General features: G+C 66.0%; 13 protein-coding genes. 5 read left to right on the forward strand and 8 right to left on the reverse strand.

Annotated features, from left to right (window positions below):
• Position 1 precedes the first annotated feature (1 nt).
• Complete coding sequence (locus tag HBF24_RS01415; RefSeq protein WP_167167824.1) at positions 2 to 928, reverse strand: metalloregulator ArsR/SmtB family transcription factor; 927 nt, start codon at positions 926 to 928, stop codon at positions 2 to 4.
• A 192-nt stretch (positions 929 to 1,120) separates the two neighbouring features.
• On the opposite strand from HBF24_RS01415, the gene HBF24_RS01420 reads away from it, so the two are divergent.
• Positions 1,121 to 2,284 carry an acyl-CoA dehydrogenase family protein gene (locus tag HBF24_RS01420; RefSeq protein WP_167167827.1) on the forward strand — a complete coding sequence of 388 codons (1,164 nt, stop codon included), beginning with the start codon at positions 1,121 to 1,123 and terminating at the stop codon, positions 2,282 to 2,284.
• Between the two features lie 85 nt (positions 2,285 to 2,369).
• Here the strand turns inward: HBF24_RS01420 and HBF24_RS01425 are convergent, their stop codons facing one another.
• From HBF24_RS01425 to HBF24_RS01455, 7 genes are all read right to left on the reverse strand, one after another.
• Entirely contained in the window at positions 2,370 to 2,879 is a 510-nt protein-coding gene (locus HBF24_RS01425; protein WP_167167830.1) for a hypothetical protein, read from the reverse strand.
• Positions 2,869 to 3,939, reverse strand: a complete 1,071-nt coding sequence (locus HBF24_RS01430; protein ID WP_240922040.1) for an amidohydrolase family protein — start codon at positions 3,937 to 3,939, stop codon at positions 2,869 to 2,871. The genes HBF24_RS01425 and HBF24_RS01430 overlap by 11 nt, the downstream gene beginning before the upstream one ends.
• A gap of 28 nt (positions 3,940 to 3,967) precedes the next feature.
• A complete protein-coding gene (locus HBF24_RS01435; protein WP_167167833.1) occupies positions 3,968 to 6,076 on the reverse strand; it encodes an FUSC family protein in 2,109 nt (702 codons plus the stop codon).
• Between the two features lie 135 nt (positions 6,077 to 6,211).
• The gene (yeiP, locus tag HBF24_RS01440; protein ID WP_167167835.1) at positions 6,212 to 6,775 is read right to left on the reverse strand and encodes an elongation factor P-like protein YeiP; all 564 of its coding nucleotides are present in this window, start codon (positions 6,773 to 6,775) and stop codon (positions 6,212 to 6,214) included.
• Between the two features lie 126 nt (positions 6,776 to 6,901).
• Entirely contained in the window at positions 6,902 to 7,669 is a 768-nt protein-coding gene (locus HBF24_RS01445; RefSeq protein ID WP_167167838.1) for an SDR family NAD(P)-dependent oxidoreductase, read from the reverse strand.
• Between the two features lie 100 nt (positions 7,670 to 7,769).
• Positions 7,770 to 8,336 (reverse strand): GNAT family N-acetyltransferase, encoded by a 567-nt coding sequence (locus HBF24_RS01450; protein WP_167167841.1) that lies wholly within the window; start codon positions 8,334 to 8,336, stop codon positions 7,770 to 7,772.
• Positions 8,337 to 8,346: 10 nt separating this feature from the next.
• A complete protein-coding gene (locus HBF24_RS01455; RefSeq protein ID WP_167167843.1) occupies positions 8,347 to 8,838 on the reverse strand; it encodes a GNAT family N-acetyltransferase in 492 nt (163 codons plus the stop codon).
• A 270-nt stretch (positions 8,839 to 9,108) separates the two neighbouring features.
• Between HBF24_RS01455 and HBF24_RS01460 the strand changes: the two genes are divergently transcribed.
• The 4 genes from HBF24_RS01460 (at position 9,109) to HBF24_RS01475 (ending at position 12,749) form a co-directional block, all read left to right on the forward strand.
• A complete protein-coding gene (locus tag HBF24_RS01460) occupies positions 9,109 to 10,431 on the forward strand; it encodes an APC family permease (RefSeq protein WP_206064115.1) in 1,323 nt (440 codons plus the stop codon).
• Between the two features lie 83 nt (positions 10,432 to 10,514).
• A complete protein-coding gene (locus tag HBF24_RS01465; RefSeq protein ID WP_167167849.1) occupies positions 10,515 to 11,684 on the forward strand; it encodes an acyl-CoA dehydrogenase family protein in 1,170 nt (389 codons plus the stop codon).
• A gap of 7 nt (positions 11,685 to 11,691) precedes the next feature.
• Positions 11,692 to 12,228, forward strand: a complete 537-nt coding sequence (locus HBF24_RS01470; protein ID WP_206064116.1) for a GNAT family N-acetyltransferase — start codon at positions 11,692 to 11,694, stop codon at positions 12,226 to 12,228.
• On the forward strand, positions 12,225 to 12,749 hold the full coding sequence (locus HBF24_RS01475; RefSeq protein WP_167167852.1) for a cupin domain-containing protein: 525 nt from the start codon (positions 12,225 to 12,227) through the stop codon (positions 12,747 to 12,749). The genes HBF24_RS01470 and HBF24_RS01475 overlap by 4 nt, the downstream gene beginning before the upstream one ends.
• Positions 12,750 to 12,803: the final 54 nt, after the last annotated feature.

A 12,803-nucleotide genomic window follows, 5' to 3' on the forward strand; every position in this document is an offset into this window, starting at 1 on the left:
GTTACTGCGGCTTTTGCGCCAGCAGGCACAACACTTCGAAATAGGGCGGCTTGCGCTCGCGCGAGATGCGCCCGCACTGCACCACGTGAAGGCCGGCCTGCGTGGCCAGCCCGGACAGTTCGTCCTCGGTGAAGCCCAGGTTGGTGTGATCGAACGGCTCGATGGCGGTGCGGTGGTCGTGTCGGGCCAGGGTCACGGCCAGCAGCCGCCCGCCCGGGCGCAGCACGCGCGCGGCCTCGGCCACGGCGTCGGCCGGGCGTTCGGCATAGGTGAGGGCGTGCAGCATCAGCACCAGATCGAAATCGCGTTTCAGATCCAGCGCATGCATGTCGCCCTGGTGCACCTGGACATTGGCAAATGGCTTCAAGCGCCGGCGTGCTGCCGTGGTGACGCGTTCGCTGGCGTCGATGCAGGTGATCGAGTGCGCATGCGGTGCCAGCAGTTCGGCGGTGACGCCATCACCCGAGGCGATATCCAGCACATCGCCGGTAGCCAGCAACTGCAGCAGCGCGCGGGCCAGGGTTTCCCAGGTGCGGCCCGGCGAGTAATGGCGCTCCATGTCGCCGGCCACGGTATCGGCCCAGCCTTGTTCGCTGGCGCGCTGGGCCAGCACCGCCGGCAGGCGCTCTTCGTCGGCGCGCAGCAGGGCGTCGTCGATGCTGGTGCGCAGCGCGACCAGCAGGGCGTTCTGGCTGGGGTCGAACTCGGCGTTGGCGCGATAATAGGCCGACACGCCGGCGCGGCGGTCACGCACCAGTCCGGCCTCCTTGAGCTTGGCCAGATGTGTGGACACGCGCGGCTGGGCCAGTTGCAGTACGCTGGCAAGTTCGGCCACGGTCAGTTCCTCGCGCTCAAGCAGCGCCAGCAGGCGAACCCGGGTCGGGTCGGCCAGCAGGCGCAGCAGCGCGGAGGCGGCAGACAGGTCCATTCGCATCCTTTTATCGCGATGTAGAGATATGAAAGGCTAGGCCGCGCGCGAAGCCCCGTCAAGCGACGTTTTGCCGACATGCATGGGCAGATGATCAAACGCGCGTTAGAATGGGCGGCTCCGACGCATACGTCGGATTCCAATAACGACTACCTGTACCTCGCCGCATGCCTTGCGGCGTCGGAGGACCCTATGGATTTCCGTTTTACCGACGACCAGCTTTCGATCCAGTCCATTGCGCGTGATTTCGCGCAAAAGCGCATTGCGCCGGTGGCCGCGAAATTCGATCAGTCCGGCGAATTCCCGCTGGAGAATATCCAGGAAATGGGTCAGATGGGCCTGATGGGCATCGAAGTGCCGGCCGAGTACGGCGGCGCCGGCATGGACCCGGTGTCCTACGCGCTGGCCATGATCGAGGTGGCCGCGGCCGATGCCGCGCATTCGACCATCATGTCGGTGAACAACTCGCTGTTCTGCAACGGCATCCTGACGCACGGCAGCGAAGAGCAGAAGCATACCTATGTGAAGGCCATTGCCTCGGGCGAGGCCATTGGCGCCTACGCGCTGACCGAGCCGCAGTCTGGTTCGGATGCGTCCAACATGCACACGCGTGCGGTCAAGAGCGCCGATGGCAGCCATTATGTGATCAACGGCAAGAAGAGCTGGATCACCTCCGGTCCGGTGGCCCGCTACATCGTGCTGTTTGCCATCACCAAGCCGGGCATCGGCGCCCGCGGTGTCAGCGCCTTCATCATCGATACCGAGGCCGAAGGCTTCCATCGCGGCAAGACCGAACCGAAGCTGGGCATTCGCGCCTCGGCCACCTGCGAGATCGAATTTACCGACTACAAGTGCCCGACCGCCAACCTGCTCGGCAACGAGGGCGAGGGCTTCAAGATTGCCATGGGTGTGCTCGATGCCGGTCGCATCGGCATTGCCTCGCAGGCGGTGGGTATTGCCCGTGCCGCCTATGACGCCACGCTGGAATGGGTACGTGAGCGCAAGGCCTTTGGGCAGCCGATCGGCTCGTTCCAGATGACCCAGGCCAAGATTGCCGACATGAAGTGCAAGCTGGACGCGGCCACCTTGCTCACGCTGCGTGCCGCCTGGACCAAGGGTGAGGCGGCGAAGAATGGCGGGCGCTTTGGCGCCGAGGCGTCGATGGCCAAGCTGGTGGCCTCCGAAGCGGCGATGTGGATTACGCACCAGGCGGTGCAGATCCACGGCGGCATGGGTTACTCCAAGGAAATGCCGCTGGAGCGCTATTTCCGCGATGCCAAGATCACCGAAATCTACGAGGGCACCAGCGAAATCCAGCGCATGGTCATCGCCCGCGGTGAAACCGGTCTGCGCTGACGTTGTACGGCTCCATATAAGTGCACGCAAAACGGCGAGCCTTCGGGCTCGCCGTTTTGGTATCGGCCGCGCGCAAAAAAGGGCGTTAGCGCGCCAGCGCCGCCGCCACCTGATCGCATCCGGCGTCGAAGTGGCTGGCCCATTTGTCCGGGCTTTTCAGCGGCCGGATGCAGGTCAGCTGCACAGCGTGGCCGGCGCGCAGGTAGTAGCGCTCGCGATAGATCTGCTCGACGCCGTTTTCGGTGGCTTGATAAACCAGCAGGTGGCGTTGCTTGCCACTGGCGCTGCGCTTGAAACCGGGCAGGGCCTGGGCGTGTTCGTGGGCGCTGGCGATGAAGTTCTGAAAGGCCGCGCGGTTGGGCGCGGCTTCGGCCTGCACGGTAATGCGCGGCAGCGTTTTCTGGCTGGCGCCGGACGGATCGGGTATCTGGAAGGCCATCATTTCTTCCTCGCCGTGGCTTTGCAGGATCAGCGTCCAGTCATCGGGCGTGGAAAAGTGCACTTGGTTGTCGACCATCGACCAGTCGTGCGCCAGCGTCAGCGGGCTGACCAGCATCAGGGCAACAACGGCGGCGAGCTTAGCGCTACGAGGCATCGGCAAGATTCCGGGAAGAGACGAAGCGGGAAGGATCCAGGCCCAGCCACTCGAGCGCCGTCCCGCTGAAAAGGCGCTCGCGGCCGCGTTGATTCAGATCGAGCGCCTCGATGCCCTGGCCGGGGTTCTGTTCGCCCAGCGGGAACGGATAATCCGTGCCCAGCATGACGCGATCTTCCCCCACGGCTTCGATCAGCCATCGCAACGCCCGATTATCGTGCACGCACGAATCGAAATACAGCCGTTGCAGATACTCGCGTGGATCGCGGTCGTTGTCGACTGCCACCAGGTCCGGCCGCATGGCAAAGCCGTGCGCAATGCGCCCCAGCGTGAACACGAAGCTGCCGCCACCGTGGGCCAGCATCACGCGCAAGCCGGGCAGGCGCTCCAACACGCCGCCAAAAATCAGGCTGCAGGCGGCGCGTGCTTGTTCGGCCGGCATGCCGACCAGCCACGGCAGCCAGTACTTGGGCATGGTCTCGCGGCCCATCATGTCCCATGGATGCACCAGTACCGCGGCGCCCAGTTCGGCGGCGGCCTGGAAAAACTCGAACAATTCCGGCGCGTCCAGGTTCCAGTCGTTGCAGTGCGAGCCGATCTGCACGCCGGAAAGTCCCAGCTCGCCGATGCAGCGTTGCAGCTCACGTATGGCCAGCGTCGGCGCTTGCAGCGGCACGGTGCCCAATCCGGCGTAATGATCGGGGTAATCGGCGCACACCTGAGCCATGTCGTCATTGAGAAAACGATGCAGTTCCAGTGCCTGTTCGCCGCGCGCCCAGTAGGAAAACAGCACCGGCACGGTGGACACCACCTGCACGTCGACACCGTGCTTGGCGTAGGCGGCGATGCGCAGTGCCGGATCGAAGGCGCTGTGCCACACTTCGCGGAAGAACTGGCCGTTCTTGTAGATCAGGTGGCGGCCATCGCGATGATGCATGACCGGAAAGCGCGGCTCATCGAAGCGGCGGGCCAGGTCCGGCCAGTCCCTCGGCAACAGGTGCGCGTGGGTGTCGATCTTGAGCATGCCATCGAGTGTAGGGGCAAGGACGCGCCGACTCATGGCGCAGCGCCGCAATTAAAGGGGCGTGTCAGTGCACCGCCTGCGAGGCGGGCAGAGGACTGTCGGCCGTATCCGGCGCGTGGCTGCGCGCCAGCACGTGGCCCAGGGTATTGATATTGTCGGTAAGGCGATCGCACAGGCCGCGCAGGGTGCCGATGTGTTCGTCGTCATCGAGTGCTTCGTCATCGTGCAGGGTGCGCGCCAGCTTGCGCTGACGGCTGCGAAGGTCCGGCAAGTTGGCCGCGTGACCGTCCACCAGGGCGTTGGCCAGCTCGCGTGTGGCCTCGACGCAGGCATCAATGAATGCCTGTGTGGCCGGGTGCCAGGGAACCTCGTCGGCCTCCTGGTGCAGCGCTTCCAGGTGCATGGCGGTGCGCACCAGGCGGTTGCCGTTGGCCAGCAGGCTTTGCGCCAGTTCCAGTGTGCGCGGCGGGGTACCCGGCTCATTGCGCAGCTTGCCCAGCGAGGCCTCGGCCTGGCTGCGCGCGGCGCGGGCGGCAGTGCGTGCCTCGCGCCGCTCTTCGGCCGGATCGGGCGCGGCCAGTGTGGCCAGGTAGTCGGCGTAGGCGCGCAGCATCTCGGCCAGCACCACGCGGATGCGTCGGCGCTCCCAGGTGGGCCACACGAGGTAGGCGGTCAGTGCGGCGATGCTGCCAAGCACCGTGTTGAGCGCGCGATCGACCACCGCTTCACCCGACGGTACGCCCTCGAAGGCCAGCAGGATCACCACGGTGCCGGTGAGTGCGGCCACGCCCACGCCGTAGTGTGCGGTGGCCAGGTAACGGAAGGCGAAACACAGCAGCGCCATCAGCGCCAGGTGGGCCCAGACATCGTGCGGCGACAGCGCCAGCATGGCGGTCGTCAGCAGCAGGCCGCCAATGGTGCCGACCACGCGCAGCAGGCCGAAGCTGAAGGTGGCGCCAAAGTCTGGGCGCAGCACGATGGCGGCGGTCATCGGCATCCAGTAGCCGTGCGGCAATTGCAGGATGCGCCCGGTAATAAGTGCCAGCCCCACACAGACCGCGCAGCGCAGCGCATGGCGAAAGGCCGAGGACTGCAGATGCAGATTGGCACGCACGGTGGCCTGCGCCGAGGTCATGCGCAGCGCCTTGGGCAGGCGCCGCTCGGCGGCACTGGCGCGCAGCTCGCCGCGGCTGCCGGCCCAGCGGCTGTTGCGCACCGCGGCGCCAAGCTGGCCGATCAGCGTATGCAGATGTCGGCCCAGCGGTCGGGGCAGCTGTTGCGCGTTACCCGCTTCCAGACGTTTCAGACGCTCCAGGGCGCGCTCGGCATGATGCGGCGGCTCGGCTTCGGTCAGCGCCTTGGCAATGCCCAAAAGCACGCGAGCGACGGCCAGATCCACCCGCTGGCGCGTACGCGTCTGGTGCGGCCCGATATCGGCCATGGCCAGCAGTTCCAGGCGCATGCGCTCGGCAAGTTCCAGTAGTACCACGAACGCTTCCATGGCGCGCCCGCGACCACTGCGGCCGAGCAGGGTCTGCTGCAACTCGGTCATGGACTCGGTCAGCGGCGGCGCGTCGCCGTCGCCGGGGCGCTGGCGCGCCATCGTCGCCAGGTCTTCATAGACGCGGGCCAGCGCATGACGTTCGGGACGGTAGCGTTGTAGCGGCCAGGCCATGATCGCCAGCACCGCCTGCAGCAGGCCACCACCCAGAATCAGCGCCGAGGCGCCCAGCGCGCGGGTGCCGGCCAGTGGTTCGGCGGCAGCGATGACCAGCAGGATCACGCTGATCATGCCGACGCGGGCAATGTTGGGGCCGAACAGCACCAGCAGCCCGCCCAAAAAGCTCCAGATCATCACCACCGGCAGCAGCCACAGGCTGTGCGTGCCGATCAGAAACCCGACCAGGCCCGACAGCGCGCCGGCCAGCGAGGCCAGGCCGATCATCAGCAGGCGCTGGCGATAGGGGCCGGGCTGATCGGAAAACATCACGTTCAGCGCACCGGCGCCCAGGCCCACGCCCACCTCGGCGTGGCCGCTGGCAAAGCCGAGGGCCAGCGGCAGCACGACCGCCAGCGTATTGCGCAGCGCTACGCGCAGCGGCACGTCCGGGCGCTTGAACTGGGTCAGTGAGGTGAGAAATGCAGTGCGAAGCGAATAGGAGCCGGCGGCCATGGGCGGCGAATGTCGTCGTCGGTGGGCTGGGGGAAGTGGCTTAATTGTGCGCCACCGCGGCTGTCTGTGCGCTGTAGATACGCAAAAGGGCCGGCCTTGCCGGGCCAGCCCTTTTGCGTGCGTGGTGGGCAGCGCTCAGGCGCGACCGGAGAACTCGCCCGTCAGCGTGTTCACGTTCACGCGCTCGCCAGTGGTGATGTATTCGGGCACCTGGATTTCCAGGCCGGTTTCCAGCGTGGCCGGCTTGGAGCGCTTGGTGGCGCTGGCGCCCTTGAGCTCCGGGGCGGTCTCGGCCACGGCGAGCACCACGGTGGAGGGCACCTGCAAGCCCACCGGCGCATCGTCGATCAGCTGCACGTAGCAGTCTTCCAGACCGTCGGTGATGTAGCCGGCGTTATCGCCCACCAGTTCCGGGGGCAGCATGTACTGAGTGTAGTCCTCCTGGTCCATGAACACGAACAGCTCGCCTTCCTTGTAGGAGAAGTTGGCCAGTCGGCGCAGCAATTCCACTTCCTTCAGGTCGTCGTCGGCACGCAGGCTGAGGTCGAACTTCTGCGCCCCGGGAATCGAATACATGGTGAAGCGGAAGGTGACATTGCCGCCGCGCGCGGTCGGAGCGCTGCGCTCGATGTCGCGAACCTGATACACGCTGGCGTTGTATTCGACGACGTTGCCTTTCTTGATATCGGAAGCTTTCATAGGAGCGAGGAGTGAGTAGAGAGAAGTGTGGAGTGAGAGGATAAGCGTGAAGAGCAGTGACGAGTGAGGGAGCGTGGGGGCAGCGAGCTTTCTCCCACTTCTCACTCCTCGCCACTCACTCCCGCTCTATTTGGGCGCCAGCCGAACCGCGCCGTCCAGGCGAATGGTTTCGCCATTGATATAGCGGTTGCCGAGTATAAAGGCCACCGTGTCGGCGTATTCCTCCGGCTTGCCCAGGCGCGAGGGGAACGGGATGGAGGCCGACAGCGATTCCTGCACCGCTTCAGGCATGCCATCGACCATCGGTGTCCAGAAGATGCCCGGAGCGATGGTGGCCACGCGGATGCCAAATCGCGACAGTTCGCGCGCCATCGGCAGCGTCATGCCGACCACGCCGCCCTTGGAGGCTGAATAGGCGGCCTGGCCGATCTGGCCTTCGTAGGCGGCCACGGAAGCGGTATTGACGATGACACCACGCTCGCCGTCCTCTCCTGCCTCGTTGTGCTGCATCTGGTCGGCGGCGGCCTTGGCCACGTTGAAGCTGCCGATCAGGTTCACGGTGACGGTGCGCGAGAAGGTGTCCAGCGGCATCGGCCCCTGCTTGCCCAGCACGCGCCCGGCGCCCAGGATGCCGGCGCAGTTGATCACGGTATTGAGCCCGCCCATGGCGTCCTTGGCGGCAGCCACTTGCGCGACCACCTCGGCTTCGCTGGCGACATCGGTGCGCATGAAGCGCGCCGCATTGCCCAGTTCGGCGGCCGCAGCCTCACCTTTTTCCTGGTTGACGTCGAACAGCGTCACCTGGCCGCCGTTGGCGACGAAGTGGCGCGCCACGGCAAAGCCCAGTCCCGAGGCGCCACCGGTGATGATGGCCTTGACCTTGTCGAGCTGCATGCGGACCTCCAATCAATTGCGGGTACGAGAAAGCCGGCCATTGTAGCCGTTTCATGCCAAATCGCGATGACGAGCATTCCAGTCGTGTGGTGCCGGTGGCTCAGCGGTTCAGGCTGGCTTGCCAATCCTCGCGTTCGGCCAGTTCGGCAAAGGCGATCACCGGTGTCGGCGGTGTGGCCGGCTCGGCCAGCTGCTTTTGCCACACGCCGACATCGTGCCATTGGCCCAGCTTGTAGCCGGCCTTGTACCAGGTGCCGGTGTGCACGAAACCGAAGCGCTCGTGCAGGGCGATGCTGACCTGGCCGGGCAGGGTGATCACGCTCAACGCCTGGGTGATGCCCTGCATGGCCAGGGTATCGAGCAGGGCGGTGTAGAGCCGGCGCGCCACCCCACGGCGGCGCGCGTCCGGATGCACATAGACAGAGGTTTCGCAGATCCAGTCGTAGGCGGCGCGGTCACGAAAGCGCGAGGCATAGGCGTAACCGAGCACGCGGCCCTGGTCTTCCAGCACCAGCCACGGATAGTGCGCCAGGCGATCGGCAACGCGTTGGCGCATGGCCTCGGCATCGGGCACCTGCGTTTCGAAGGTGATCACCGAGTCGGTGACGGTGGGCGCGTAGATGGCGGCGATGGCGGCGGCGTCGCCGTCGCGGGCAATGCGGATCATGCGGGCAGTCTCAGGCCAGTTCGCGCAGGTAATAGCGGTCGCAGGCAAAGTGCCCGGTATCGCCCAGCGGCGCTGCGATGGGCGTGAAGCCGGATTTCAGATACAGCGCCTTGGCGCCGTCCATGCCGGTCAGTGTTTCGATGTAGCAACGCGTGTAGTCCATGGCGCGGGCGGCTTCCAGGCAGCGCGCCATCAGCGCATGGCCGGCTCCCAGGCCCCGCAGTTCGCGCAGGAAGTACATCTTGCGCAGCTCGCAGGTGCCGTCACCTTGCCCGTCAAGCGGCGCGATGCCGGCGCCGCCCATGACCCGGCCATCCTTTTCCACCACGAAGTAGGCGCGACCGGGTACCTCGTAGGCGCCGTGCAAGGTGTCCACTTCCGGGTCGTGGATGGCAAACCCTGGGCCGTCGGCACCGAACTCGGGCATCACGGCGCGGATCACCGCGGCCATGGCGGCCTCGTCGGCGGGACGGATCGGGCGAATGGTGAAGGTGTCGGACATGGCGATTTGGGTTGTGCGGTGAATGTCGGCGGATGATGCGTGGGCCTGGCCTGTCGCGCGTCATCCGGAAAGGTCGAGGATCGGCATCATACGCCCGCCGCTGGCCGAGTGGGTGGCGTTTTTGCAGCTTGAACTTGAGAGCTCGGGCAAGATGTTGCGCGCGCCCAAATCACCGCGCAAATGCGCGAGTTTCTGGGGAACGTTGGCGTATCATGCCCGGCTTCGGCGCGCGTTCCTGGCGTGCCTGTGGAGCGGAACAAGGAGGCAAGCGTGTCGCAGCAGGCTGGACGGTCGGTGGGCCTTTGGGGCGCCATCGCCATTGGCGTGGGCGGCATGGTCGGCGGTGGCATCTTCGCGGTGCTTGGCGAGGCGGTGTCCATCGCCCACGGCGCCACGCCGCTGGCGTTTCTGGCCGGCGGCCTGCTGGCCTGGCTGACCGCGCTGGCCTACGCACATCTTTCGGTGGCGTTTCCCAGTCGCGGCGGCACGGTGGTGTTCATCGACCAGGCATTTGGCAACAACCTGCTTTCGGGCAGCGTCAACCTGATGCTGTGGTTGAGTTACCTGGTGACCATCGCGCTGTACGCCACGGCGTTTGCCTCGTATGCGGAAACCTTTTTCGCCTCCCCGCGTGCGCCGTGGCTGCATCATGTGCTGATTACCGCGGCCATCGCCTTGCCGATGCTGATCAACATCGCCAACGCCGGTCTGGTCAGCCGTTCGGAGACGGCCATCGTGGGCCTCAAGGTGGCCTTGATCGCGCTGGTGATCGTGGCCAGTGCGCCGTACGTGAAGCTAGGCCCGATGACGGCCACGCCGCCGTCGGCCTGGGGCGCGGCCATTCCCGCCGGACTTATTATCTTCGTGGCCTACGAGGGCTTTGAGCTGATTGCCAATTCGGCCGAGGACATCACCGCGCCGTCACGCACCTTGCCGCGCGCATTCATGGCCTGCGTGCTGTTCGTGGTCGCACTTTACGTGCTGATTGCGGTGATTACCGTGGGTACCGTGCCGGAAGCTCAGCTGCTCAAGGCCAAAGACTACGTGCTGGCGGTGGCCGCCGAGCCGGCGCTGGGCCACGCAGGTTTTATCATCGTGGCGCTGGCCGCCTTGCTGGCCACGTTCTCGGCCATCAACGCCACCATTTACGGTACCGCGCGACTGGGCTACGTGCTGGCCAAGGATGGTCAGTTGCCGCAGCGCTTTGCGCGCCAACGGGCCAGCACGCCCGTGACCGGCGTCATTGCCACCGCGCTGATCGCCATGGTGCTGGCCAACCTGATCGACCTGACCGACATCGCCATCATCGGTAGTGCCAGTTTCCTGCTGGTGTTCGCGCTGGTCGGGGCCAGCGCCTGGCGCCTGCGGGCGCGCATTGGCGGGCCGTCGTGGGTGTATGCACTAGGTGCACTGAGCTGCGCCGGTGCATTGGTGGTGCTGCTGATTCACACCTGGCGCGGCAATGCCTTTGGCGTGGTGGTGTTTGCGGCCTTCGCGCTGATTTCGCTGTTGTTCGAGTGGCTCTACGGGCGTTACGTGCGCGGGCATTTTCTGGGGCGTGCCTACGTGGGCTCAGACGACGCTGCCGCCTGAACGCGTGCTGCAGGGCGCCATGACCGCGCCCGGAGCGGGCGTCTACAATGGCGCGCTCGGCATACATCGAATGGGAATGACGCATGGCTGCACGGCTCGATCCGCTGGACCTGTACAACGTTCGCGCGCTGCTGACCGACGAGGAGCGCATGGTGCAGGACACCGTGGGGCGCTTTGTCGATGAGAAGGTGCTGCCGATCATCGGCGACTGTTTCGACCAGGGCCGTTTTCCGTCCGAGCTGATCCCCGAGATCGCCGGGCTGGGCCTGCTTGGCGCCACCATCCCCGAGGAATACGGCTGCGCCGGCATGAGCGGGGTCAGCTACGGCCTGATCTGCCAGGAGCTGGAGCGTGGCGACTCGGGCCTGCGCAGCTTCGCCTCGGTGCAAAGCTCGCTGTGCATGTACCCGATCTACGCCTATGGCAGCGAGGAGCAGAAGCGCCAGTACTTGCCGAAGATGGCTACCGGCGAGGTGATTGGCTGCTTCGGCCTGACCGAGCCGCACGGCGGTTCGGACCCGTCCAACATGAAGACCCATGCCAAGCGCGATGGCGGCGACTGGGTCATCAATGGCGCCAAGATGTGGATCACCAACGGCAATCTGGCGCACATCGCCATTGTCTGGGCACAGACCGACGATGGCATCCAGGGCTTCATCGTGCCGACCGACAGCAAGGGCTTCAGTGCGCAGGAAGTGCACAAGAAGATGAGCCTGCGCGCCTCGGTGACCAGCGCGCTGTATTTTGATGACGTGCGCATTCCCGACAGCCAGCGCCTACCCAGCGTGAAGGGCCTGAAGGGGCCGCTTGGCTGCCTGACCCAGGCTCGCTACGGCATTACCTGGGGCCCCATCGGTGCCGCGCAGGCCTGCCTCAAGGAGGCGCTGGACTACACCGCCGAGCGCATGCTGTTCGGTCGCCCGCTGGCCGCCAACCAGGCCGTGCAGTTGAAGCTGGCCGATATTGCCCGGCGTATCACCTCGGCGCAGATGCTGTCACTACAGCTGGGTCGCCTGAAGGATGCCGGCAAGCTGGCACCGACGCAGGTCAGCCTGGCCAAGTGGAACAACGTGCGCATGGCACTGGATGCGGCTCGCGAGTGCCGTGACATCTTGGGCGGCGCCGGTATCACCACTGAGCACGCGGCCATTCGCCATGCGCTGAATCTGGAATCGGTGATCACCTACGAGGGTACCGAGACCGTGCATCAGCTGGTGGTGGGCCGCGAGCTGACCGGCATCAACGCGTTCTGAGATCGCCATGCCGGCGCCACGCATCGATACCGAACGTCTGGTTCTGCGCCCGCCGACAGCGCAGGATTTTGAGGCGTGGGCGGCGTTTCAGGCCGACCCGGTGGCCATGGCCTTCATGGGCGGCGCCAGATCGCGCGCCCAGGCCTGGCGGCATTTCATCGCCGCGGTCGGCGCCTGGGTCGTGCAGGGGCACTCGTTGTTTTCGATCATCGAGCGCGAGAGTCGGCAGTGGATCGGCACCACCGGCGCCTGGCAGCCGGAAGGTTGGGCCGGGCTGGAAGTGGGTTGGTGTATCGCGCGCCGCTTCCAGCGTCGTGGCTATGCCTTGGAGGCTGCCGGCGCGGCGCGGGACTGGGCGTTTGCGCACCTGCAGGTGGACGAGGTGGTGCACTACATTCCGCCTGGGCACGATGCCTCCCGGGCCGTTGCCACGCGCCTGGGTTCACAGTGCCGGCAACGGGTCGACATGCCCGAGCCATTCGCTGGCACCGAGGTGGAGTTGTGGTCGCAGTCTCGCCGCGACTGGCAGGCTGCTCGCCCATGAACGACGTGCTTCCCCATGCGCTGCAACTGGCGCCAGGTCGGGATGTACCCAATCACCCGCGCTATCCGTTGCTGCTTTACCGCCAGGTGCTGCCGGTAAGCACGGCTGATCTGGCCGCAGCGTTCGAGGCCCGCTTCCGGGCGCATGACTGGCCGGCGCAATGGCGCGCGGGCATCTACCCGTATCACCACTATCACGCCAGCGCCCACGAGGCGTTTGGCATCGCCGCCGGGTCGGCACGCGTGCGCCTGGGTGGTGAGGACGGTATTGATGTGGAACTGACCGCCGGCGATGTGCTGGTGCTGCCCGCCGGTACCGCGCACCGCGGGCTGGAGGCGAGCGCCGATTTTGTTGCCGTCGGCGCGTATCCGCGCGGAGCCGGGGTGGACATGCATCGTGCTGGCGGCGGCATGGCCAGGCAACGAGCGCAGATCGCCAACGTGCCGCACCCGGGGGCTGACCCGGCCTATGGCGCCGCCGGTGCCTTGATGCGCTTGTGGCCCACGTCGCCCGATTCCTGACTGACGCGCGCGCTGGTGCGCGTGGACATTCCTCTTTTTCGAAACTGGTACGAC

The organism is Oleiagrimonas sp. C23AA (assembly GCF_011759385.1).
GTDB lineage: Bacteria > Pseudomonadota > Gammaproteobacteria > Xanthomonadales > Rhodanobacteraceae > Oleiagrimonas.

What these genes read in the sequence shown, in the direction of transcription:
- HBF24_RS01430 (WP_240922040.1), bottom strand. Translation starts at nt 3,939, where the DNA reads ATGAGTCGGCGCGTCCTTGCCCCTACACTCGATGGCATGCTCAAGATC.
- HBF24_RS01470 (WP_206064116.1), top strand. Translation starts at nt 11,692, where the DNA reads ATGCCGGCGCCACGCATCGATACCGAACGTCTGGTTCTGCGCCCGCCG.
- HBF24_RS01435 (WP_167167833.1), bottom strand. Translation starts at nt 6,076, where the DNA reads ATGGCCGCCGGCTCCTATTCGCTTCGCACTGCATTTCTCACCTCACTG.
- HBF24_RS01420 (WP_167167827.1), top strand. Translation starts at nt 1,121, where the DNA reads ATGGATTTCCGTTTTACCGACGACCAGCTTTCGATCCAGTCCATTGCG.
- yeiP (WP_167167835.1), bottom strand. Translation starts at nt 6,775, where the DNA reads ATGAAAGCTTCCGATATCAAGAAAGGCAACGTCGTCGAATACAACGCC.
- HBF24_RS01415 (WP_167167824.1), bottom strand. Translation starts at nt 928, where the DNA reads ATGGACCTGTCTGCCGCCTCCGCGCTGCTGCGCCTGCTGGCCGACCCG.
- HBF24_RS01445 (WP_167167838.1), bottom strand. Translation starts at nt 7,669, where the DNA reads ATGCAGCTCGACAAGGTCAAGGCCATCATCACCGGTGGCGCCTCGGGA.
- HBF24_RS01450 (WP_167167841.1), bottom strand. Translation starts at nt 8,336, where the DNA reads ATGATCCGCATTGCCCGCGACGGCGACGCCGCCGCCATCGCCGCCATC.
- HBF24_RS01455 (WP_167167843.1), bottom strand. Translation starts at nt 8,838, where the DNA reads ATGTCCGACACCTTCACCATTCGCCCGATCCGTCCCGCCGACGAGGCC.
- HBF24_RS01465 (WP_167167849.1), top strand. Translation starts at nt 10,515, where the DNA reads ATGGCTGCACGGCTCGATCCGCTGGACCTGTACAACGTTCGCGCGCTG.
- HBF24_RS01425 (WP_167167830.1), bottom strand. Translation starts at nt 2,879, where the DNA reads ATGCCTCGTAGCGCTAAGCTCGCCGCCGTTGTTGCCCTGATGCTGGTC.
- HBF24_RS01475 (WP_167167852.1), top strand. Translation starts at nt 12,225, where the DNA reads ATGAACGACGTGCTTCCCCATGCGCTGCAACTGGCGCCAGGTCGGGAT.